Source organism: Streptomyces sp. NPDC001787 (assembly GCF_040297465.1).
Classification (GTDB): Bacteria; Actinomycetota; Actinomycetes; order Streptomycetales; family Streptomycetaceae; genus Streptomyces.
The window spans coordinates 22698-43606 of record NZ_JBEOZE010000023.1 but is presented as its reverse complement, the minus strand read 5'-3'; the positions used below and the strand labels follow the sequence as shown (position 1 = coordinate 43606).

The 20909-nt window shown below is 70.0% G+C and carries 21 protein-coding genes and 1 pseudogene; 10 read left to right on the top strand and 12 right to left on the bottom strand.

Annotated features, from left to right (window positions below):
- Positions 1–3: 3 nt before the first annotated feature.
- The 5 genes and pseudogenes from ABT170_RS27385 to ABT170_RS27365 all read left to right on the top strand — a co-directional run.
- Positions 4–816 carry an ABC transporter ATP-binding protein gene (locus ABT170_RS27385; RefSeq protein WP_351871710.1) on the top strand — a complete coding sequence of 271 codons (813 nt, stop codon included), beginning with the start codon at positions 4–6 and terminating at the stop codon, positions 814–816.
- A 104-nt stretch (positions 817–920) separates the two neighbouring features.
- Complete coding sequence (locus ABT170_RS27380; protein WP_329947156.1) at positions 921–2153, top strand: FtsX-like permease family protein; 1233 nt, start codon at positions 921–923, stop codon at positions 2151–2153.
- Positions 2154–2325: 172 nt separating this feature from the next.
- On the top strand, positions 2326–3087 hold the full coding sequence (locus ABT170_RS27375) for a DUF4097 family beta strand repeat-containing protein (RefSeq protein WP_329947157.1): 762 nt from the start codon (positions 2326–2328) through the stop codon (positions 3085–3087).
- A gap of 423 nt (positions 3088–3510) precedes the next feature.
- On the top strand, positions 3511–5007 hold the full coding sequence (dacB, locus tag ABT170_RS27370; RefSeq protein ID WP_351871705.1) for a D-alanyl-D-alanine carboxypeptidase/D-alanyl-D-alanine endopeptidase: 1497 nt from the start codon (positions 3511–3513) through the stop codon (positions 5005–5007).
- 124 nt (positions 5008–5131) lie between these two features.
- Positions 5132–5585 (top strand): annotated as a pseudogene (locus tag ABT170_RS27365) (transposase); the annotation flags it as partial.
- 283 nt (positions 5586–5868) lie between these two features.
- On the opposite strand, the gene ABT170_RS27360 reads toward ABT170_RS27365, so the two are convergent.
- Together ABT170_RS27360 and ABT170_RS27355 are read right to left on the bottom strand one after the other, a co-directional pair.
- Positions 5869–6708 (bottom strand): hypothetical protein, encoded by an 840-nt coding sequence (locus ABT170_RS27360; RefSeq protein WP_329947159.1) that lies wholly within the window; start codon positions 6706–6708, stop codon positions 5869–5871.
- Positions 6705–7439 (bottom strand): MerR family transcriptional regulator, encoded by a 735-nt coding sequence (locus ABT170_RS27355; RefSeq protein ID WP_351871701.1) that lies wholly within the window; start codon positions 7437–7439, stop codon positions 6705–6707. The genes ABT170_RS27360 and ABT170_RS27355 overlap by 4 nt, the downstream gene beginning before the upstream one ends.
- Between ABT170_RS27355 and ABT170_RS27350 the strand changes: the two genes are divergently transcribed.
- Positions 7374–7916: a transposase gene (locus tag ABT170_RS27350; RefSeq protein ID WP_351871698.1), complete on the top strand. Its 543-nt coding sequence runs from the start codon at positions 7374–7376 to the stop codon at positions 7914–7916. The two genes, ABT170_RS27355 and ABT170_RS27350, sit on opposite strands and share 66 nt — an antisense overlap.
- 336 nt (positions 7917–8252) lie before the next feature.
- Here ABT170_RS27350 and ABT170_RS27345 read toward each other — a convergent pair whose 3' ends face one another.
- Positions 8253–9218: a pirin family protein gene (locus ABT170_RS27345; protein WP_351871695.1), complete on the bottom strand. Its 966-nt coding sequence runs from the start codon at positions 9216–9218 to the stop codon at positions 8253–8255.
- Positions 9219–9373: 155 nt separating this feature from the next.
- Here ABT170_RS27345 and ABT170_RS27340 point away from each other — a divergent pair, with 155 nt between their 5' ends.
- Positions 9374–9727 (top strand): tetratricopeptide repeat protein, encoded by a 354-nt coding sequence (locus tag ABT170_RS27340; protein WP_329947162.1) that lies wholly within the window; start codon positions 9374–9376, stop codon positions 9725–9727.
- Between the two features lie 535 nt (positions 9728–10262).
- Here ABT170_RS27340 and ABT170_RS27330 read toward each other — a convergent pair.
- Both ABT170_RS27330 and ABT170_RS27325 read right to left on the bottom strand, forming a co-directional pair.
- On the bottom strand, positions 10263–11036 hold the full coding sequence (locus ABT170_RS27330) for a CbtA family protein (RefSeq protein WP_351871692.1): 774 nt from the start codon (positions 11034–11036) through the stop codon (positions 10263–10265).
- A 19-nt stretch (positions 11037–11055) separates the two neighbouring features.
- Positions 11056–11271, bottom strand: coding sequence for a CbtB domain-containing protein (locus ABT170_RS27325; protein WP_266926266.1), 216 nt, complete (start codon positions 11269–11271; stop codon positions 11056–11058).
- 263 nt (positions 11272–11534) lie between these two features.
- On the opposite strand from ABT170_RS27325, the gene ABT170_RS27320 reads away from it, so the two are divergent.
- Entirely contained in the window at positions 11535–12119 is a 585-nt protein-coding gene (locus ABT170_RS27320; protein ID WP_351871689.1) for a histidine phosphatase family protein, read from the top strand.
- Positions 12120–12258: 139 nt separating this feature from the next.
- Here ABT170_RS27320 and ABT170_RS27315 read toward each other — a convergent pair whose 3' ends face one another.
- The 4 genes from ABT170_RS27315 to ABT170_RS27300 all read right to left on the bottom strand — a co-directional run bounded on the left by ABT170_RS27315 (position 12259) and on the right by ABT170_RS27300 (position 16962).
- Positions 12259–12930 (bottom strand): 4'-phosphopantetheinyl transferase family protein, encoded by a 672-nt coding sequence (locus ABT170_RS27315; RefSeq protein WP_351871686.1) that lies wholly within the window; start codon positions 12928–12930, stop codon positions 12259–12261.
- Positions 12927–13877, bottom strand: a complete 951-nt coding sequence (locus tag ABT170_RS27310) for a metallophosphoesterase family protein (RefSeq protein WP_329947166.1) — start codon at positions 13875–13877, stop codon at positions 12927–12929. Before ABT170_RS27310 ends, ABT170_RS27315 begins: the two co-directional genes overlap by 4 nt.
- 249 nt (positions 13878–14126) lie before the next feature.
- Positions 14127–15260, bottom strand: a complete 1134-nt coding sequence (locus ABT170_RS27305; protein WP_351871683.1) for an MraY family glycosyltransferase — start codon at positions 15258–15260, stop codon at positions 14127–14129.
- 238 nt (positions 15261–15498) lie between these two features.
- Entirely contained in the window at positions 15499–16962 is a 1464-nt protein-coding gene (locus ABT170_RS27300) for a dihydrolipoyl dehydrogenase family protein (RefSeq protein WP_329947168.1), read from the bottom strand.
- 115 nt (positions 16963–17077) lie between these two features.
- Between ABT170_RS27300 and trxA the strand changes: the two genes are divergently transcribed.
- The gene (trxA, locus tag ABT170_RS27295) at positions 17078–17458 is read left to right on the top strand and encodes a thioredoxin (protein WP_329947169.1); all 381 of its coding nucleotides are present in this window, start codon (positions 17078–17080) and stop codon (positions 17456–17458) included.
- A gap of 114 nt (positions 17459–17572) precedes the next feature.
- Here trxA and ABT170_RS27290 read toward each other — a convergent pair whose 3' ends face one another.
- Positions 17573–17944 (bottom strand): hypothetical protein, encoded by a 372-nt coding sequence (locus tag ABT170_RS27290; protein WP_351871679.1) that lies wholly within the window; start codon positions 17942–17944, stop codon positions 17573–17575.
- Positions 17945–18008: 64 nt separating this feature from the next.
- Positions 18009–19031 (bottom strand): LacI family DNA-binding transcriptional regulator, encoded by a 1023-nt coding sequence (locus ABT170_RS27285; protein ID WP_351871676.1) that lies wholly within the window; start codon positions 19029–19031, stop codon positions 18009–18011.
- 550 nt (positions 19032–19581) lie between these two features.
- Between ABT170_RS27285 and ABT170_RS27280 the strand changes: the two genes are divergently transcribed.
- Positions 19582–20049, top strand: a complete 468-nt coding sequence (locus tag ABT170_RS27280; protein WP_329947172.1) for a type II toxin-antitoxin system PemK/MazF family toxin — start codon at positions 19582–19584, stop codon at positions 20047–20049.
- 12 nt (positions 20050–20061) lie between these two features.
- On the opposite strand, the gene ABT170_RS27275 is transcribed toward ABT170_RS27280, so the two are convergent.
- Entirely contained in the window at positions 20062–20898 is an 837-nt protein-coding gene (locus tag ABT170_RS27275; protein ID WP_351871673.1) for a TIGR02452 family protein, read from the bottom strand.
- Positions 20899–20909 lie beyond the last annotated feature (11 nt).

The following is a 20909-nucleotide window of genomic DNA, read 5'->3' as shown; positions in this document are numbered from 1 at the left end:
CGTGTGGCTCCCGCCGTGCCCTGCTTAGCTCGATGCATGCCTATCTCAGCTGCTGCTTCCGTGCCGTGCATCCGTTTGCGCGGCCTGCATATGGACTTCCCCGTCCCGGGCCGTCGACGCGAGACAGCGCGCGTCCTGCACGATATCGACCTGGACATTCCCGAAGGCCGGCTGACCGCCATCGTCGGCCCCTCCGGGTCGGGCAAGTCGACGCTTCTGCTCTGCATTGCCGGTCTGGAGCAAGCGACCGCGGGTTCCATCGAGGTCCTGGGAACGGATGTCCTTTCGCTCCCCCCTCGCATGCAGGCCGCATTCCGCAGTGAGAACGTCGGTTTCATCTTCCAGGAGTACAACCTCGTCAGCTCGCTGACGGTCGAGGACAACATCGCCCTGCCGGCGCGACTCGCCGGCCATCGGGTGCCCAGGTCGAGGGTCGGCGACGCCATGTCGAGGCTCGGTATCGCCCAGCACGCGCGGCGGCGCCCCGACCGGCTCTCCGGAGGTGAACGCCAGCGCGTCGCGGTGGCCCGGGTCGTCGCGAATCAGCCGCGGATCGTCTTCGCCGACGAGCCGACCGGCGCGCTCGACCTCAAGTCGGGTCATGTCGTGCTCGATTGGCTGCAGGCACTTCCCGCGCAGGGAACCACGGTCCTCATGGTCACACACGACCCTCATGCGGCCGCACGTGCTGACCAGGTCGTGGTGCTGGGGTCCGGGCAAGTGCACGCCGTCATTCCCGGTGGCGACTCCCACGCGGTGAGCGATGCCGTCCTCGCGGCGCAGTCGGAGGACGAAGCGGGTGAGCAGGCGTCGTGATGCGACTTGTCCTGTCGGACATTCGGATGCAGGCGTCCATGTGGTTGTGGACGTTCTTGTGCGCAGTGGTCGGTGCGGCATGCGCAGCCGGCTCGGTCATCGCCATGTTCACCGCCGTCTCGGCAGCGCGGGCGGCGGGTGACGCGCGGATGGTGTCCGCGTCGATCGCGCTCGGCGGCAACATCGTCTTCTTCACCGTGCTTGCCGCCGTGGGCATCGTCGCATCCACCGTCGGTCTGACCTTGACGACCCAGCGACGCGATCATGCCCTGTGGGCGATCCTCGGGATCCCTCGCAATCGCATCAGATTCATTCTGCGTACGGAACTGGTCGTGCTCGGCGCTGCAGCCGGCGCGCTGGCAGTACCGCTGGCCCCTCTCGTCGCGAGCACCGCCCTCGCGCAGTGGACGACCACGGGACTCGACCTGCACGGAGCCACGGCCGGATTCCACCTCTGGCACGTCGGGGCGAGCGTGCTGTCCGGGGTGGTTCCGTGTCTGCTCGGCGGCTGGGGAGTCACGCGCCGTGCCGCCAAGACACCGGAGATGCGCGCGTTCCGAGACCTCTCCGATCCACCGGCGCGGCCCGGCGTCACGCGCGGCGTCCTCGCCCTCTGCCTTCTCGCCGGTGTGGTCGGGATGTGGATTCCCGGGCTGGGACTGGAACTGGAGGGCGGAATCGAACAGCGGACGGCCTTCGCTTTCGCCGGCGACCTCTTTCTCATCTGCCTGTTGCTGCTGATGGGGCCGTGGGTGCTCACACCTCTGATGAGGTTCTGGACCGCACTCGTGCCCTCGCGCGGTGTCGCCTGGCACCTTGCCGTGCAATCGTGCCGCGCCCGCGCGGCGAGAAGCGTGGCCACGGTGCTGCCCTTCGCCCTCTCCCTGTCGTTCGTCGGACTCTTCATGGTCATGGGGAACGTCATGCCCAAGAGCACCGCCGGACTGGGCGATGTCCTGGTCGTGCTGGGCTGGGTCTTCGTCGTGTCCTGGGTGGGCGGCCTTGCTGTGATCGCTCTGGTCGGGCGGGAGCGCACACGTGATTCCGCCATCGTGACGGTCGCCGGTGCGCGACCAGGTGTGGTCACTCGATCAACGATCTATGAGGGAGTGATCTACGCGGGGACGGCGATCGTCTTCAGCGCGATCACCATCGCGGTGACGAGTGCCACGATCGCCGTGGGCGCCGAGATCAGCGTCGTCCGGGTTCTGGACGGCCTCCCCTGGGCGACTCTCGGCGTGCTCGCAGGCGTGACGCTCGTGACCACCTGCCTCGCTCTGGCCCTCCAAGCCGCCCGTGTGTCGCGCACGGTCGCAGCCCGGGCTCTGCGCTCGTGAGGCAGGGCGACGTCCTTGCCGCCACGACAGCAGAATCCCTCGGCCGGTATTCAGGTTGTCTGCTGACTCCACGGAACGAACTCGCCACCGACGCGATCGCGTCCTTCGGACCAACCACCACCATGAACGGCATGCGTCACCGGCATGTCCAGAATTATGAAGGAATGAATCAATGGGAATGAAGCCTCATACCGTTCTCGCCCTCGGGGGCGTCGCGATCCTCGCTGTCGCAGCAACGGGATGCAGCCCGGACGCTACCCCGGCGAACACAGCCGTGGAATCGAAAATATTTGATTTCAGTGGGGACAGCCTGACCGTGAAGTCCGACTCCGCCGACCTGGAACTCGTAGCCGCCGACGTCAAGGGCGTTCGGGTGACGCGGCAGGTCAGCGGTACGAAAGTAGGCGGCGAAATAGAACCCGGATGGCATCTCGAAGGGGGCGTTCTCACGCTCTCGCTGGACTGCACGGGTCTCTCCGTCAACTGCGGTGCGAAGTACACCGTGAAGGTGCCGCGCGACGTCGCGATCACTGCGGAGAACGACAAGGGTCTTGTTGAAGCCACAGGCTTCACCTCAGACTTCTCGGCCAAAGCCGGCGACATGCGGTTGTCGGACCTCAGCGGGCCCCATCTGGATCTGGAAGGCCGCGACGGAACCATAGAGGGCGACAGGATCTCGGCAAGGTCGGTCACTGTCACCTCGCGGAACGGCGACAGCGAACTGAACTTCGTCTCCTCACCTGACCTCGTCGATGTGCGAAGCCAGGACGGCGACGTTCGGCTCGGCATGCCGGAGGCGACGTACGCAGTCGACACGGCCGCCAAGAAGGGCGACATCACCGTGAATGTCACGAGAGACGACACAAGTGACCATGCCGTGAGGATTCACACCCGTAACGGAGACATCGTCATCGGCAAGAGGGAGGCGCCTTAGTTGGATATCCCGAACATTCCTTGGCCACCTCATCAAGACAGAAGAAGGAATTTACCGGTGGCGCGGATTGGAATTAAGTTCCTTAAATCGTGCTCCATACGCCGGCACATCTCGATCCCCCAAAGCACGACTGCCAGGCATTCACGGCTCCCCCTCGTTCGACGCTAGAAATTAAAAGGCATCCTCGAAATGTTTATAAAATTCCCTGATCTCATGCGGAATCGCATCCGAAGGGAGCCCATTCCCGCAGCCCATCGGAGGGCGGGAACCACACGGCGGGAGGCCACTGGATACGGCTCACGCCGGCTGCGTACCCGCGCAGCCGCAGTAGCTGTGGCATCGGCCCTTGCGGCTGTCACGATGTCGGCGTGCTCCAATGACTCAAAGGATCACTCGAATTCCGCGTCCCCGAACGCTCCAGGTGTGAGCGCCGAGCTGCAAAAGCTCATGGACGCCTCACCGTGGGCAACAGGCGACTGGGGCGTGCAGGTCGCCGACCTGAAGACAGGGAAAGTCCTCCAGTCGAAGAACGCCGAATCCAAGTTCATGACTGGATCGACAGCCAAGACCTTCGCGGTGGGTGCAGCCCTCGACGACCTCGGCAGCGACCACCGTTTCCGTACGCCGATCGTGCACAGCGGTTCGATATCGGAGGCCGGACGACTCACGGGCAACCTGATCATGGTGGGAAGCGGCGATCTGGCTCTCGGCGGACGGACGACTGCAGCAGGGCAACTGGATGTCCCCGACTTCGACCACTACGACGCAAACGCCGTGCCGGGAATGGCGACCATCACCCGGGAAGACCCGCTGGCAGGCATCAATGACCTGGCTCGCCAGGTCGCGGCAAGCGGCATCCGTCAAGTGGACGGCAACGTGATCATCGACAATCGGCTCTGGGACCCGGTGTCGATCGGTGGGACGCCCATCACGCCAACGGTGGTCAACGACAACCTCATTGACCTGCTCATCACGCCCAGAACGCCCGGCAACCCGGCGAAGGTCGACTCGCGTCCCAAGACGGCAGCCTTCACCGTCGACGCAAACGTCACCACCACGCCGGCCGGCACGAAGCCGACGGTGAAGACCGAAAGCAACGCCCCCGGGCACATCCGGGTTCGAGGCTCGGTGCCCGCCGACGCCACCGCACCGTTCGTGGCGACATTCCAAGTACCCGACCCCGCAGCATTTGCCCGCACCGTACTCATCGAGGCTCTTGAGCGGAATGGTGTCACCGTCAGCGCCCCGACGCTCGGATCCAACCCCGGCTCCGACCTTCCGTCATCGGAGGAGGTGAAGGCCTTGCCTGTCTCGGCGACGTACACGTCACCGCCCTTCAGGGAATACGCCAAGTTGATCAATAAGGTCAGCCACAATCTCGGCGCCAACCTCCTGCCACCGCTGATGGCAGTCCATCACGGCAAGCACACCTACGCCGACGGGATGCAGATCGAGCGGAACTTTCTCGCCGGAGCAGGTATTGACCCGAATTCGTTCACGCTCGTCGATGCCCAAGGCTTGACCGGGGACAAGGCCACACCAGCCGCACAGACGGAGTTGCTGCGGCATCTTTCCCACAGTCGCGACTTCAGCACCTTCTACGACTCCATGCCGAGCCTGGGTGTCGATGGATCACTCGCGGATGTCATCGCGCACACCGACCCTGCCGCAGGACACATTCGCGCGAAGACCGGCACCCTGGTCGGCGCTCTCAAGGGCAAGCTGGCTCTCACCACCAAGGCGCTTGCAGGATACGTTGACGCGAAAAATGGTCACCGACTCGTCTTCGCCATCTATGTGAACAACGTCCCGGTCCCCAGCAACAGCGTCAGCGACGCGATCGACCTGGCGCTAAAGGCCAACAAGCAATTGGGATCAATGGCCGCCAGCATCTACCAGAACCCCGAAGGGAGAAACTGACCTCCCGGGCTTCGATCACGAGTGAGTCCTGGGTTCTGGCACAGATCTTGGGGAGTGGTCGCGGAGCGTCATCTTTCGCGCGGCGTCCCGTCGTTCCTTTCACTGGTCCTGCGCCGTATGCTCGGACCGCATCCACCGGCTGCTGAACCGAATCGGTGGGGACGCCGATGAGGTCCTGGACGATGTGCGTGAGTACGTGGTCGTGCATCTCGGCGACCCTGATGCGGTCCTGATCGTGGACGACACCGGTTTCCCGAAGAACGGCACTGGTTCGGCCTGGGTGCAACGGCAGTACTCCGGCACTGCGGGCCGCACGACAAATTGCCAGGTCGGTGTTTTCCTGGCCTAAGGGCTGTCCCGCTCGGACGCACGCTGATCGACCGCCGTCAGGGTCTTCCCGCCTCCTGAACGGACGACCGTGAGCGGTGCCGCCAGGCCGGCATTGACGCATTGACGACGAGGTCGGATGCGCGACCGAGGTGGCGATGGCCAGGGCAATGGTCCGCCGGACGATCGCCGACAGGATCCCGTTCCGCGGCCGTCTTCCCGCCCCGGGTGCGGCAGGCGCTTCCGGCGGGCGCGTCACAGTTCGGGCAGTCGTGACGTTCTACCGCCAATGCTGCCTGATCGGGCTGAGATCCATGGCGGCAGTCTCTCAGAGGTACATCGCACAACACGCTGGTTTCGAGAGGGCTTTTGCGAACGGCGACCTGCGGGAACGTGATCACTCCCGGGGCTCTCGCAGAACTCTCATAGATGTTCATTTGTGAGAATGCTGAGAAGTCGAACATGCAACCCGGGCGGCGCCCGATCGGAGCCCCTTGCCGGGCGTCACGTCGCGGCGAGGACCAACCTGTGTACTCAGGCGGGCTGACGGAGCGCGCTGACCAGTGCGCGCGGGTCGTCGGCGTGGAAGCGGATGGTGTGGGCCTCTTCCATTGCGCCGAGCGGGCGGGTGAAGGGGAGTGGCCGGTTCAGCTCCAGGGTCACTGAGGTCTGGCTGCCCACTATGAGGTCGAGGACCCCGTCCTCGGAAAGGGTGATCAGGCCGCCTTCGGGATAGCGCCGGTCGACCCGGACCGAGGCGACCGCGTCCGGCGGTACGGCGAGGTCGAAGAGGGCTCCGTAGCGGATCCGCAGAGAGCCGTCGGGGCGCACGATGTGCGGCCGGGTGACGCAGGCGGCGTGCAGGGCCAGCACGAGGACGACGCCGTACAGGTCGAGTACCAGGATCACCCGGTGGACCACCGGCCAAGGGATGAGGAAGGCCAGGACCACCGTCTCGATGACCATCACGAAGAGCAGCCCGTACATCATCGCGGTCTGGGGCCCGGTGTACGCGGCAGCGTGGTCCCCGGGGCGCGCCCCGTGCGTGCCGCGCCGGACCCACCGCCCCAGGGAGGCGAGGGCGCGCAGTTCGTGGAGGACCAGGCGGTGGACCGTCACCGGCACCGCCTCCTGTACGGCAGCTCGCTGCGCTTCCCGGCGGTCTGCGCCGCGGGCGCGCGCGGCGACATACAGCGAGCGCAGCACCCATGCTTCGAACAGCAGCACCACGAGCACCAGCGCCTCGGCGCCCGCCAGCGCCCAACCGGGCGGCCGGAGCCCGGCCACCAGGCAGGCCGCCAGGGCCAGTTCCCCCGTCAGTACGGCGGCGACCGCGACCCGCGCCGCCCGTACGCCCCTTGGTCGGCCGTTCATCCCCGGCCCCTCTCCATGAACGCGTCCATAAGTCGGCCAACGACTTCCGCTTGCGCGGGGGTGTACTCGGCGAGCAGCGCCTCCTTGAACCCGGTCACGACCGCCCCGTCCTCGGGGATTGCGGCGAACAGCTCATCGGGGACGGCTGCCATCAGGTCAGCTGCCAGAGGTGCGATCCGCGGATCGTCGGCGGGGGCTTCGGCGAGCGCGTCGAGACGCTCATACAGTTCGACGACCGCGGGATCGGCGACCAGTGTTCCGAGCAGCGCGAAAATCTCTTGGCTACCGGAGCTGGTGTCGTCCATCAGCATGAGGTACTCGCGGTCCTTGGCCGCGCTCGGTGAGTCTGTGCTGGGGGCTTGTGCCAGCAGTACGGCGAGGGCGGGTGAGACGGGCCCGGTCGCGCCGGGCGGCTCGGTGAGCAGGGCGCTGAGCCGGCCACGGCGCTCCCGGATGTCGGCTTCCTGGCGGGCCAGGTCGGCGTCGAGTTCCACCAACACCTCGGCCAGTTCGCGCCCGGCATCATCGGCGAGGGCGTCACGCACTTCATCTAGGCTGAGGCCGAGTTCGGTGAGCCGGCGCACCCGGGCGAGCAGGACGGCATCACGGACGCTGTAGGCCCGGTAGCCGTTGGGGCGCCGCTCCGGTTCCGGAAGCAGCCCGACATGGTGGTAGTGCCGGATCGCCCGGGTGGTGAGCCCCACGAGCGCGGCGATCTCCCCTATTCGCATGCCGCCAGTAGAAACCCTGCCGTTGCGTCAAGGTCAAGCGCTGAAAGTATCGTCGGGCGCAAAACGATTCGAGCGCGTCTACTCACCGGAGTGGTACGTCTTCGGCGGGATCACCGGCAGGTGATCGACGCGATCACCTTCGAGTTCCGGACCGGGACGCAGTGGGTCCACCTGCCGGAGAAGTACGGCAACTGGAGAGGCGTCTACTACCGGCTGCGGATATGGGCGCTGGACGGTACCTGGGAACGGGTCTTCACTGCCCTGGTCGGCCCGGACCGACGCCGACAAGGACCTGCAAATGGACGGTCGCGGTCGACTCCACGATCGTGCGTGCCGACCAGCATGCCGCCGGGGCCCGCAAAAAGGGGCCCCGTCCGGCGAGCCGGCCGATCACGCCGCGCGCAGACGTGGTCCCATCGCGAGCTGGAAGCCGAGAGGGCTCTTTGTCGACTGACCACAATTGGCTGGACAGCGTAGACGTGGTGTCGACCGTTGCCCGTCACGCGCGACGCAACCCCACGCCACAATCCTGCTCCACGCACGGGACCGCCTTGTGGGCGGAGCCTCGGCCGGGCTCACTCCTGGCGCGGCGACATGGTGCGGACCAGCACCAGACAACTGACTATTCGTCAGTGAAGTCAGCGCGGAGTCAGCATTCGTTCCATCAAACGTCACCACACCCTGCTCCACATGGGAGTCGCACCCAAGATCCGCGGCCCACACCAAGGGCCCACCGAGCAGTGACGAGCCGACCAGAAACGGAATTTGTCCGAAGCCGGCCAGCCTGAGGTCGGCTCGAACGATTGCCCCAGCTCAGCGCACCCTCCCCCGCGCCTTCAGCGGCACCACAGGCAGCTCCGGAGCTGGAATCGGAGGGCCGTCATAGCCCTTCACCTCACCGAAACGGGTCCCGTTCATCCAGTCTTCGCGGGCCTGTGCGATATCCTCCTGGGACCGTCCGATCCAGTTCCAGAACATGACGATCTCCTCCTCGAAGGGCTCACCCCCCAGCAGCATCAGCCCCGCGTCGGAGAGGGCACGCAACGGCAGTTCGGTGCGTCCGCAGCCGAGGTACAGCATCGAGCCCGGCAGTACGGGTACGCCGTCGACCTCGGCCTCGCCGGACATGGACAGGACCGCGTACTCGAAGTCCGGATCCAGTGGCAGCCGGGCCTCGGCGCCCTGCGTCAGGGACAGGTCCGCGCCCACGATCGGGGTGTAGGCGGTGCCCGGCGAGACGGCACCGTCGAGTTCACCGAGGATGACGGTGGCGGTGAGGCCGGGCGCGGTGACGCTGGGCAGGTCCGCATGGTGCTGGAAGTGCGGTTCGACGTCCCGGTGGGCGTCGGGGAGTGCGACCCAGAGCTGGGCGCCGTGCAGAAGCCTCGCGTGCGGCTTCGGACTCTCCTCGGAATGGCTGATGGCCCGGCCGGAGGTCATCAGACCCAGCTCCCGGGGTCGCACCGTCTGCAGGCTGCCCAGGCTGTCGCGATGCAGGACCTCGCCCTCATGGAGCCAGCTGACGGTCTGCAGACCCATATGAGGATGGGGCGCCACCTGCATGCCGGGCTCGTCGGCGATGTCATCGGGGCCGTAGTGGTCCACGAAGGCCCAGGCGCCGACCATGCGGCGGCCCAGGTTGGGCAGCAGCCGGCGCACCTCGGTGGACTCGCCCAGCTGGACGCGGCGCGGGCTGAGAAGTTCACGTACCGGTTCGGCGACGACGAAGCCACGCCCTCCGCAGACGGAGAGTGCGGCCTGGCGATCGAGATTGCTCATGGCGCACAACCTATTCCCGTACGGGCACGGAGAGCCGGTCCCCACGCCGAAAATGTAGTGGAATGTTAAACCATCATGTGGTGTTGTCACCCCCGGGCGCCCGGCGGCACGAACGCCGAGCAGCCCGAGCCGGCAGACACGCAGGAGGAGGACACATGAGCGAGACCTATACCGAGTTCGGCACGGCCGCCGAGCGGTGGGACCGGGCACAGATGTTCTTCGAGGCCAGGGAATACCTGACGGCGGCCCGCATCCTGGGCGGACTGGTCGAGGAGGCACCGCACGAGGTCGCCCCCCGGCTGCTGCTCGCGCGCGCCTACTACCACTCCGCCCGGCTCGGCAGGGCCGAGACCGAACTGCGTACCGTGCTGGAGCGCGACCCGGTGGAGGACTACGCGCACCTCATGCTGGGACGCACCCTGGAACGCCAGGGGCGGCACACGGAGGCCGCGCCGCATCTGCGGATGGCCGCCGCGCTGACCGGGGATTCCGGTTACGGGACGGCCTGATCCCGGACCCGCCGGGTCCGCGGCGTCCTGACCCGGGAATTCCGGGAGATCCTGGACGCCCCGGGCCGCCTGTCGGAAACCGGTCCCGGCCGGGGACGCGCCAACGCGGTGCACCCCGGCCGGTCTCCGGCGCCGGGCCGCGGGTTCAGGCCGTGGCGCCGTCCGCCGGAAGGGAATTCGCCACCCGGTCCAGCCATTCCGCCATCAAGGCGGCCTCGGCGACACTGAGTCCCGACCGCGTCGGGGGTGAGGACGGCGGTGTGCACGGGGTCGCGCACCCGTCGGGACATGGTGCCGTCGCAGAGGGTGGCCGGACGGGCCACCGGCATGAGCGCCGCACCGGTGTTCGCCGGCATGATCATCTGTGCCGCGAGCGCGAGGCTATGCGCAGCCCTCCGGCGGCGGCCCGCTCCAGGTCGCTGGTGAGGATCCGGTAAGTACGACGGAACCCGCCGGGACTGCCCCGGCGGGTTCCGTCGTACGCGTGCGTCGTGAGTACCGGCCCTTGTACGTACCGGCCCTCGTACGGGAACCGTCAGTTCACCGCACCGGCCGTGCGCCGCTCCGTGACGCCGCTCGTCGCCGCGGCTCCGGTGCCGGGTGCCAGCAGCCTTTCGGTCAGATAGCCGAAGGTCAGGCCGAAGACGGTCCAGAGGGTGGTCTGAATGGCCAGGGTGGAGAGCCTGAACTCCCACAGCAACGAGGCCGGGAAGTCCTTGCCGACCTCGTTGAACGAGGGCAGGAACGCGTAGGCGAGTCCGATCAGCAGGACGAACCCGGCGGTGGCGGTGATGGCCGCGTTCCAGTTGCCCAGACGGGGGGCGAGACGTCTGCCGAGGATCACGGCGGCGACGGCCAGCAGCACGCTGAGGGCGACCATCAGGAAGAACAGGGTGGTGCGCTTGCCGATGGTGTCGGGGTTGCCGACGGCCGGCGGGTTCGCCGGATACTTCAGGAACGGTACGACGTACACCGTCAGCAGGGCGGCGCCCGCGATCAGTGCGGCCGTGGCCCTGGGGCCGAAACGGCCGACACGGCCGAGGGCGTAGCAGAAGACGAGAGCGGCGATCCCGCCGATCGCCACACCGAAGACCAGGATGCCGGTGGCGAGTCCGCCGGTGGCCTGCATGGTGCGACTGACGAGTTCCTCGCCGCCGCCGTGATCATGGCTGTGTGCCTCCTCCAGCGCGATGGCGGCGTCCACTTGGGACTCGCCGAGGAAGTAGGCGACGACGAGAGCCACCGCGCCCGCGATCAGGCCGGCCAGCATGCCGCGCACGAGCAGAGCTCTGACAGATATGGAGTTCATGAGAGTGTCCCCTGTTGTCTCAGTGGCAGGGGAAGCCGAGCAGGTGACGGCCGTCGTGAACCCATTCGTGGACGCCTTCGCCGGAGATGACGGCGGTGGCGCCCTGCTCGGCGCCGACGAAGTACAGCAGGACGAGCATGAGAACGCCGAAGAAGACGGCCCAGGGCGCGATGGCCTTCGCCGAGATCGGGGTGAGGGCGGTCGCCCCGCTCGCGGGGGCAGCGGACTGTGCCATGGCAGAACCTCCTGTGGGAACACGCGTCCCTGTCGTGGTGCCTGAGACGAAGGTGCTGGGTCTGACTTCCCGCGCGGGACGGGTACACAGTGGCGCGACCGTGCCGGATTCTCACCGGACTTCCGTCACACCGTCGTCATGGTCGACGTGACCATACCGCCTGTACGCGGGCACCGCCATGGTGCGACCGGCGCGGTCACCGGCCTCGGGAGGCATGAGAACCTGCGCCACCGGGGCGGCGGTCGAGGAGAGTGGAGGACGATATGACGGTACGGGTGACGCTGATCTCACCTGCGATGAACGCGGCGTTGCGGGAGGCGCGCTTCGAGGACGAGGCGGCCCTGGACCGCACCGGTGAGCGGAGCGCCCGCGCCGCAGCCGGGTCGGTGCCCCCGGCCGGCCGGTACCTGAGCGGACCCTCGCAGCGGTGTCTGCGGACGGCCGAGGCGCTCGGCCTCACCGCGCGGACCGAAGCCGCCCTGGCCGACTGGGACTTGGGGCGCTGGCGTGGGGAGCGGCTGGACGAGGTCACCGCGCGGGAGCCGGAGGCGGTGTCGGCGTGGCTCGGCGATCCCGCGGCGGCACCGCACGGCGGTGAGTCCCTGCGTGATCTGACCGCCCGGGTCGGTGGCTGGCTGGACGCGGCCCCGGACGGGGCCGACGGAAGCGTACTGGCCGTTGCCGGACCCTCGGTGGTGCGGGCGGCGGTGGTCCATGGCCTGGCCCTGCCGGTGGCGGCGTTCTGGCGGCTCGACGTCGTTCCGCTGGCGCTCACCGAGCTGAGCGGCCGGTCCGGACGGTGGAACGTGCGGCTGGGACGCCCGCTGAGGAGCGCGGGGGAATGCTGAACCGGCCCCGTACACAACCCCGTTACCCACGCGACCGTGCACGCGCCCCGTTACCCATTCCCCCGTACCCAAGCGCCCCCGTGCACGCGCCCCGGTGCTCACGCCCCCGTGCACGTGTCGCCGAACGCACCCGGCCCCGTCAGCCGTGCGGTACCAGGACGGCCGTGGCGGCGATGCCGTCCTCGACCCGCCATCTGCCGTCCAGGGTAGGCGGCAGAGCCGGGTCGGTGCGCAGCAGGCGCGCCGCGAACGTGCCTTCCATGGCCCGGCCGCCGGCGGCCCGGTCGAAGGTGATCTCCGCCTCGTCGAAGTCGAGTTCGGTCCCGGTGACCGGGTACCACGCCTTGAAGACACTCTCCTTGGCGCTGAAGAGCAGCCGGTCCCAGTGCACCGCGCCGTCGTCGCCGGAGGCGGACGGCGCGGTCCAGCGACGCTCCGAAGGCAGCGAGATCAAGTCCGCCACTCCGGCGGGCAGGGGGGCGTGCGGCTCTGCGTCGATGCCCAGGCTCAGGGCGTCCGCGGCCCGCGCCAGCGCCGCCGCCCGGTAGCCATCGCAGTGCGTGAGACTGCCGATGATCCCCGCGGGCCACAGCGGGGCCCCGCGCCGGCCGCGCAGTACCGCCACGGGCGGCAGGCCGAGGCCCGCCATGGCCCGGCGGGCGCAGGCGCGGGCGGTGGTGAAGTCGTTGACGCGCTTGGACACGCTCCTGGCCACCAGTTCCCGCTCCTCGGGGAAGAGGAATCCGTCCGGCACCGTTTCCCGGCGGGTGGCGGCGCAGGAGACGTATCCGGGGAGCAGGTGATCGATCACGAGGCGCCTTCGGGGTCGGGGTGCGGTGCGTGTCCGCCGGCGGGGGTGCCGTCCGGGGCCGCGGGGCGTTGCTCGTACGGGAGGATCTGTCTCAGCAGGCCACGCGGATGGCCGCGTTTGCGCCACTCCCGGGGATAGCCGATCGAGACCTCCTCGAAGCGCACCCCGTCGTACCACGTCGTACGGGGGATGTGGAGGTGTCCGTAGACGACGGCCGCGACGTTGAACCGGCGGTGCCAGTCGGCGGTCAGCTCGGTTCCGCACCACTGGGCGAACTCCGGGTACCACATCACCGCGGTGGGTTCCCGGACGAGGGGCCAGTGTCCGGCGAGCACCAGCGGGATGTCCGGGTCGTGGGCGGCCAGTCTGCGTTCCGTCTCGGCGACCCGCGCCCGGCACCAGTCCTCCCGGCCGGCATGGGGGTCGGGGTGCAGGAGGTACTCGTCGCTGCAGACGATGCCCGCCTTGTGCGCGATCGCCAGCGACTCCTTTGTCGTGCGGGCGCCGGGGGCGCGGAAGGTGTAGTCGTACAGGAGGAAGAGCGGGGCGACGGCCACCGGGCCGTCCGGGCCGGGCCACAGGGGGAACGGGTCTTCGGGCGTCGTCACCCCGAGGCCCCGGCAGATCTCGACGAGGTGCTCGTAGCGGGCCTGCCCGCGCAGCCGTACGGGGTCCTTGTCCACGGTCCACAACTCGTGGTTGCCGGGGGTCCACACGACATGGGCGAAGCGCTCCGCGAGGAGTCCGAGCGCCCACCGGATGTCGTGCGGCTGCTCCGCCACATCGCCCGCGACGATCAGCCAGTCCTTGTCCGAGGACGGGCGCAGCGACTCGACGATGGCCCGGTTGTCGGAGACCCCCGCGTGCAGATCGCTCACCGCGAGAAGGCTGCCGCCCGCGTACGGAGGGTGCGCGGCGGCGTCGGTCGGAGAAGCGGGAGTGGTCATGAGAAGGGTTCCCGATCTGTCGGTCGGCGTACGGCTCCACTCGCACGGTGCGGGGTCGGGAAAAATCTACCGTCTCGCACGCGTGCGGTGTCCTGGACGGAATCTTCGTCCGGAAACACCGCACATGGCTCGCGGCGGGCGGCCGACCGGATGGCTGCCGAAGGGGAGTTGCGTGCGCCGGCTGACGCTCCGTCGGCGCACGGATCCCGCTCGCCTCCGCACCGCGGACACGAGGGCCGGGGCCTCATGTCATCTTCTGTCTCCGGCGAGTTCGGCGGCGGGCCGGCCGCCGGTCGCGGGCGGCGTGGTCGGGCGGGCACCCGGTACGGCGGCGGCGGAGGCGGGCGCCGGGGGGACCTTCGCGGGGCGCGGGGTCCGCGGCGGACGCGGGAGCCCGTTCGCGTACGCCGGGATCCTGAGCAGCGCCACCACGGCGAGCAGCGCGCACGCCGTCGGCAGGAGCCCGGCCCACGGGGGCAACTGCCCTGTGTACACCAGGGTCGCGGTGAGGGTCGCGGCAACCGCGCCGAGCCCCAGGACGACCGCCACGCCCGGCTTGGTGAGGCGGACACGGCGCAGCCGGTGGGCGATGTGATCGGTGCCGTCCGGCAGCATCGGCCGGTAGGCCCGCCGGCGTGACACCAGCACGAGCACCGTGTCGGTGACGGCCACCAGGGTCAGCACCGGCAGTGCCGTCCACGCGGCACGCTCAGGCGGTGCCGACGCGTGGACGAGCACGGCACAGCCCGCCAGGACGAAGCCGGTGAACTGTGAGCCGCACGCGCCGGGGAGGAGCCGCGCGGGGTGCCGGCCCTGCACCAGCAGGGCGATGAGGGCGGCCATGAGCGCGGCCAGCAGGAGGACCACGCCGGACCGGCCGTCGGCGGCCGCGCAGACGAGCAGGCCGGCCGCCGTGACGGCACAGACGGTGCCCATCGCGCCGTCGGAGTTGTCCAGCATGCTGAAGGCGTTGGTGAGGAACACGATCCAGACCATGCCGAGCACACCCGCGGCCGGTGACAGCCCGGAGAAGGACACCACGGCGACCGCGGCGGCCGTCTGCGCGGCCAGTCGCGGCCAATTGCCGAGCGGTCGCAGATCGTGGACGAGCCCGACCGCGGCGAGCGCGCCGGACGCGGCGAGCAGGGGCAGGACGGAGGTGCCCGGTTCCGCGAGGCCCAGCCCCGTTCCGGCCCAGGTGACGGCGGTGACGCTCAGGACGGCCGCCGGTCCGCCCAGGTACGCCGTGCGGACGCGCGGCGGGCGGCCGTCCGGGCGTGCCACCGCCCCGCGCCGGAGTACCGCCCTGCGGATGCCTGCGGTGAGTAACGCCGTGATGAACAGCGCGACCGCACCGGAAGTGATGATCCCCACCACGTTCATCTGCCCTGCCTTTCCCGACACGTGCCCGTGCGGCGATCGGCGCTCCGGTTCCACGGTTCGTCCGGCGCATCCGTCCGCGCACATCGGTGTCGCCCGTTCGTTGCGGTAGCCACGTGATGCGCGACGCCACCCGAGTGGAGTCCTCCCACAACTTAAGGGGCAGATGTCGGAATATGCCCCAAATAACACGAAAAACAGGGCATTGATTGAGGTTCCGGCAGGAAGCCGGGGAGGCGGGTCAGCCCCGGCCGCCGTCCCGGTACGTCTCCAGCAGCCTCAGCCACACCTCGCTGATGGTCGGATAGGCGGGGACCGCGTGCCAGAGGCGCTCGATGGGCACCTCGCCCGCGACCGCGACGGTCGCCGAGTGCAGCAGCTCGCCGATGCCGGGGCCGACGAACGTGACGCCGAGCACCGTCTCCCGGTCCAGGTCGACGATCATCCGGGCCCGGCCCCGGTACCCGTCGGCGTACAGGCCGGAGCCCGCCACCGAGGCCAGGTCGTGGTCGACCGCGCGGACCCGGTGCCCAGCCCTCTCCGCCTCGGCGAGGGTGAGGCCGACGGAGGCGGCCTCCGGGTCGGTGAAGACGACCTGGGGGACGGCCGCGTGATCGGCGGTGGCCTCGTACGCTCCCCAGCGGCCGGACTCCGGCAGGGGGACGCCCTGGGCACGGGCGGCGATGGCCGCGCCCGCGATACGGGCCTGGTACTTGCCCTGGTGGGTGAGCAGTGCCCGGTGGTTGACGTCGCCGACCGCGTACAGCCAGGTGGTGCCCTCGACACGGCAGCTGTCGTCGACGGTGAGCCAGGAGCCGGGTTCCAGGTCCACGGTCTCCAGGCCCAGGTCATCGGTGCGCGGCGCCCGGCCGGTGGCGAAGAGGATCTCGTCGGCTTCGATCCGCTCGCCGCTGTCCAGGTCCACGGTGACAGGTCCGTCCTGCCCGGCCCGGTGCACGGCGGTGGCGGACACGCCGGTGCGGATCCTCGCGCCGGCCCCGGTGAGGGCCTCGGCGACCAGTTCGCCCGCGAACGGCTCCATCCTCGGCAACAGGCCGCTGCCCCGGACCAGCATCGTCACCTCGGCGCCGAGGGCCTGCCAGACGGTCGCCATCTCGACGCCGACGACTCCCCCGCCGACGACGACCAGCCGGCCGGGCACCTCCTTCGCGCTGGTCGCCTCGCGGCTGGTCCAGGGCCGGGCTTCGGCGAGCCCGGGAAGGCCGGGGACGACGGCGCGGCTGCCGGTGCAGACGGCCACGGCGTGCCGGGCGGTGAGCCGCTGTTCCCCGCCGTCCGGGGCGGTGACGGAGACCGTCCTGACTCCGGTGAGCCGGCCCGTCCCCCGGTGGACCACCGCGCCGATGCCGTCCAGCCAGGCGGCCTGACCGTCGTCCTTCCAGTGCGAGGTGAACGCGTCGCGGCGGGCCAGGACCGCCGCGACATCGAGGGGCCCCCGCACGGCGGCGCTCAGACCCGGGACGTGACGGGCATCCGCGCGGGCCACGACCGGGCGCAGCAGGGCCTTGCTCGGCATGCACGCCCAGTACGAACATTCGCCGCCGATCAGCTCGGACTCCACGACGGCCGTGCTGAGCCCGGCCGCACGGGCCCGGTCGGCCACGTTCTCCCCCACCGGACCCGCGCCGATCACCACGACGTCGTACTCGATGCTCTCCACTGCGCCCTCCGCTGTGTCGGTCATGCGAACAGTCTGATCGTGGGTGTGCGCCGCGGCCACACGGGCAGGCGGAATAGCGCAGGAGCGGTCACCGTTGTGCGGGACACGTCCGAACGGGCAGAGGAAGAGGTATCTGAGCATGAGCACCGTAGAGCTCACCAAGGAAAACTTCGATCAGGTCGTCAGCGACAACGACTTCGTACTGATCGACTTCTGGGCTTCCTGGTGCGGCCCGTGCCGACAGTTCGCGCCGGTCTACGACTCGGCGTCCGAGCGCCACCCCGATCTGGTCTTCGCCAAGGTCGACACGGAGGCGCAGCAGGAGCTGGCGGCCGCGTTCGAGATCCGGTCCATTCCCACGCTGATGATCGTCCGGGACAACGTGGCGGTGTTCGCCCAGCCCGGCGCGCTTCCCGAGGCGGCTCTGGAGGACGTCATCGGACAGGCCCGCAACCTGGACATGGACGAGGTGCGCAAGTCCGTCGAGGCCCAGAAGCAGGGGCAGCCGGAGCAGCGGTAGCGGCTTTCTCCGCGCGTCGCTTGAGGTGAGGGGCCCGTCCGTCAGGACCGGGCCCCTCACCATTGTGCGTCCGTCGGTCAGGACCGAGCCCCTCTTCGCTGTGCGCCGAGGGGATCAGGGCCCGGTGTCCTCGTCCGCGGGTTCGCCGTCCGGCTGCTCCGCGCGGCTGTCCCCGGGCTCGGGCGTCCCCCCGGCCGCGGGCGAGCGCCTGCCCTCGCCGCTCTCCACGCTCTTCTCCGAGATCCGCACCGAGAGCCCGTAGTCCAGCTCCGCGCCGTCGACCAGCAGCGCCTCCACGGTGCGGGTCGACGGGTCGATGTCCGCCACCACCCCCTCGCCCTCGTAGCGGGGGTAGCCCGACGCCCCGGTCTCCCCGGTGGCGGCCACGACCGCCGAGCGGATGGCACGCCCGGGGCCGGGGGCGTCGGTGCCCGACTTCTTGAACTCGGGGACCAGCAGGATCTCGTAGCTCTGCGGATGGCTCATGCTCCGACGCTAGACATCCGCCGTTCCCCGCGCATGTCGTCGTGCCGCCGGCGGCAAGGTCCGGTCAGCTGGATTCGCGCGGGACGGCCCGTGCCCGCAGCAGGTCGTGCCGCTCCGGTCTTCCGGCGGGGTGCTGCATCAGCCGGTCGATCATCTCGGCCGGCGGCTGCCGTGTCGCCAGTTCCATCCGTACGGTGCTCAGCCTGGGCCGCAGCAGTCTGCCCAGCATCAGGTCGTCCGCGCCGATCACGGCTGTCTCCCCGGGCACCGCGATGCCGGCGTCCTGGAAGGCTCTCGTCAGCAGCATCGCGTACTCGTCGTTGTAGGCGAAGACGGCGTCCAGGCCGAGGGTGCGCCAGCGGGCGGCGAGCGCGGCGGCCGAGTCCTCCTCGTAGTGCAGCGGCAGTGGCTGGATGCGGGCACCCGCCGGTTCCGCCGCGCGCAGTGCGCCGGCCAGCCGCGGTTCGGCGAACGGGGCGAGGGCCGGTTCCTGGGGCATGACCACCCCGATCCGGCGGCGGCCACGCGCCAGCAGGTGCCCGACGGCGCAGCCGCCGATCTCCCGCTGGTCGATGACCAGGGCGTGCGCGCCGTCCACCGGCTCCGGGCCCAGGGTGATCACCGCCTTGGCACCGGAGCGGGTGAGCACGGCTATGCCGTGCGGTGTGAGGGAGATCCCGGCGGGGGCGACGACGGCGACGGGCCGCAGTTCCGCCCACGCCCTGGCGGCCTCGTCGGCCCCGAGGCCGCCGCTGCCGTACTGGACGACGGTGTAGTCGAGGCGGCGCAGCCCGGACTGGAGTTCTTCGATGAAGTGCTGGTGCAGAGGCCCCGCGGGGGTGTTCCCGTCGGGCAGCAGCACCATTCTGGTATGTCCGGCGCGCAGGCTCCGGGCGGCCGCGTGCGGCACATAGCCGAGATGGACCGCGGCTTCCCTGACTCTTCGCCGGGTGGGTTCGCTGATCCGTACGGTGGCGTTGTTGTTCAGTACGTACGACACGGTGGCCCGGGAGACTCCTGCGAGTCGCGCCACGTCGGCGCTGGTCGGAACGGAGACTGCGGCGGGCTGTTTGGGTAACTGGCTCATGGCGTCGGGCAGTCTTCCAGACCGGGCGGTCCGGACAGTGGTCCGGGGCCCCGTAGCGCGGAGCCGGAGCGCCGGAAACGGCGCGCCGGCGCCCCCCGGCCCGCCGGCGACGGCGGCCCGCGCGAGCCCGTGGCTCAGCCCCGGACGGTGCGCGGCAACGCCTCGGGGTGCTCCTTGAGCCGGGCGGGGCGGGCGGGGATCGCCGCCGGGGCTCCGGACGTCATCGTCTCCCCGACGGTGGCACCGCGTCGGTGCCCGCCCGGCGCGGTCCGTCGACGACGCGGCGTTTCGCGGGAGCGCCCTACGGCCGCGTCCGTACCAGAGTCTGACCCTACGGTTGAGGGTGAGGGTGCGGATTCCCGTCCTCCGGGACGCGGCGGATCTGACGCTCCGGCAGGAGCAGCCGGGAGCGGGACCGCCGTGAGGAGTGCGGCGGCGGTGACGGTCCGGGACCGCCGGACGGTGACGGTGTGGGCCATGAGGTCGAGCCTGCGGCCGGTTCGACGGCCCCGCTCCACGGAACGGGCCGTCGAGGTCCTACGGTGATGTGATGACGTTCCACCACGGCACATACAGCACCGACAGTCCGTCCGGCTCTCCCGGCCGCGGCGGACCGGCCGCGACCCTCCAGGCCGATCCGCGCGAGGTGGGCCCGGTCCGCACCCTGTACGCCCCCGACCGCGACGGCGATCCCGATCCGGGCGAGATCGTCTGGACCTGGGTGCCGTTCGAGGAGAACGACGGCCGCGGCAAGGACCGGCCGGTTCTCGTCGTGGCCCGCGAGGAGACGGGCACCCTGCTCGCCGTCCAGCTCTCCAGCAAGCAGCACGATCCGGACCGCGAGTGGGTGGCGCTGGGGGCGGGGCCCTGGGACAGCTCGGGCCGGCCGTCCTGGGCCGACCTGAACCGGGTGCTGCGGGTGCACGAGGACGGGATGCGGCGGGAGGCCTGCGCGCTGGACCGGGAGCGGTTCGAACTGGTCGCCGTGCGGCTGCGGGAACTGTACGGCTGGAGCTGACCGGAGGGGCCCTCAGTCCTGGAGCCGGTCGGCGAACGTACGGGCGAAAGCCGTGCGGACGGCGGACTCCGGGCCGCGTTCCAGGATGCCGAAGACGATCTGCTCGAAGTGGCCGCCGAACCGGCCGCCGTCACGGAGCAGCGTGTGGAAGGCGCCCGCCACCTGCGCGGGATCGTTCCGGAACACCCCGCAGCCCCACGCTCCCAGCACCAGCCTGCGGTAGCCGCGTACCGCCGCCACCTCCAGCACCCGTTCGGCGCGGCTCGCGAGCGCGGCCGGGATGCGGTGCGCCTCGCCCGGGGTCCGCCTGCGGATCACTCCGGCGTTGGGCGCGGGCGAGGTGAGGAAGCCCACGCTGTACGGGAGGTCGAGGAACCGTCCCCGGTCGTCGCGGAACACCGGTACACCGGGCGAGTGGATCACCCGGTCGGTGTAGAACGCACTGCGTTCGGCGCGGTGGTGGGCGTAGTACCCGGGGGCGCGCGACAGGGTCGCGTGGAGCGCGGAGCCCCGGCACAGCGCCTCTTCCTGGGCCTGCGCGCCGTTGAGGTAGCCACCGCCCGGATTGCGGGCCGAGGCGTAGTTGAGGACGGCGACCTTGCCCGCCGCCGCGCGGGTCATCCGGTGTGCCGCCCGCAGACTGCTCTCGCCGGTCACCTCGACGACCGGGACGCGGTCGGTGTCCAGGACGGCGACGGGCACCGGCTCGGGGCCGTAGAGCCGGGTGCCGGAGAGCGCGGCGGACAGCGCGCGCTCGATGGAGACCTCCCGGCCGTCCTCGGTGCGGTACCGGCCGGCCTCGACGGCCTTCTCCGTCTCCCGCGCGATGCCGCGCAGTCGTGCGCTCATGGGCGCGCCCC

Excerpts from the sequence above, each read along its gene's own strand:
- ABT170_RS27380 (WP_329947156.1), top strand. The coding sequence starts at position 921 with ATGTTCACCGCCGTCTCGGCAGCGCGGGCGGCGGGTGACGCGCGGATG.
- ABT170_RS27375 (WP_329947157.1), top strand. The coding sequence starts at position 2,326 with ATGGGAATGAAGCCTCATACCGTTCTCGCCCTCGGGGGCGTCGCGATC.
- ABT170_RS27360 (WP_329947159.1), bottom strand. The coding sequence starts at position 6,708 with ATGAACGGCCGACCAAGGGGCGTACGGGCGGCGCGGGTCGCGGTCGCC.
- ABT170_RS27350 (WP_351871698.1), top strand. The coding sequence starts at position 7,374 with ATGGTGGTAGTGCCGGATCGCCCGGGTGGTGAGCCCCACGAGCGCGGC.
- ABT170_RS27355 (WP_351871701.1), bottom strand. The coding sequence starts at position 7,439 with ATGCGAATAGGGGAGATCGCCGCGCTCGTGGGGCTCACCACCCGGGCG.
- ABT170_RS27345 (WP_351871695.1), bottom strand. The coding sequence starts at position 9,218 with ATGAGCAATCTCGATCGCCAGGCCGCACTCTCCGTCTGCGGAGGGCGT.
- ABT170_RS27340 (WP_329947162.1), top strand. The coding sequence starts at position 9,374 with ATGAGCGAGACCTATACCGAGTTCGGCACGGCCGCCGAGCGGTGGGAC.
- ABT170_RS27330 (WP_351871692.1), bottom strand. The coding sequence starts at position 11,036 with ATGAACTCCATATCTGTCAGAGCTCTGCTCGTGCGCGGCATGCTGGCC.
- ABT170_RS27325 (WP_266926266.1), bottom strand. The coding sequence starts at position 11,271 with ATGGCACAGTCCGCTGCCCCCGCGAGCGGGGCGACCGCCCTCACCCCG.
- ABT170_RS27320 (WP_351871689.1), top strand. The coding sequence starts at position 11,535 with ATGACGGTACGGGTGACGCTGATCTCACCTGCGATGAACGCGGCGTTG.
- ABT170_RS27310 (WP_329947166.1), bottom strand. The coding sequence starts at position 13,877 with ATGACCACTCCCGCTTCTCCGACCGACGCCGCCGCGCACCCTCCGTAC.
- ABT170_RS27305 (WP_351871683.1), bottom strand. The coding sequence starts at position 15,260 with ATGAACGTGGTGGGGATCATCACTTCCGGTGCGGTCGCGCTGTTCATC.
- ABT170_RS27300 (WP_329947168.1), bottom strand. The coding sequence starts at position 16,962 with ATGACCGACACAGCGGAGGGCGCAGTGGAGAGCATCGAGTACGACGTC.
- trxA (WP_329947169.1), top strand. The coding sequence starts at position 17,078 with ATGAGCACCGTAGAGCTCACCAAGGAAAACTTCGATCAGGTCGTCAGC.
- ABT170_RS27290 (WP_351871679.1), bottom strand. The coding sequence starts at position 17,944 with ATGAGCCATCCGCAGAGCTACGAGATCCTGCTGGTCCCCGAGTTCAAG.
- ABT170_RS27285 (WP_351871676.1), bottom strand. The coding sequence starts at position 19,031 with ATGAGCCAGTTACCCAAACAGCCCGCCGCAGTCTCCGTTCCGACCAGC.
- ABT170_RS27280 (WP_329947172.1), top strand. The coding sequence starts at position 19,582 with ATGACGTTCCACCACGGCACATACAGCACCGACAGTCCGTCCGGCTCT.
- ABT170_RS27275 (WP_351871673.1), bottom strand. The coding sequence starts at position 20,898 with ATGAGCGCACGACTGCGCGGCATCGCGCGGGAGACGGAGAAGGCCGTC.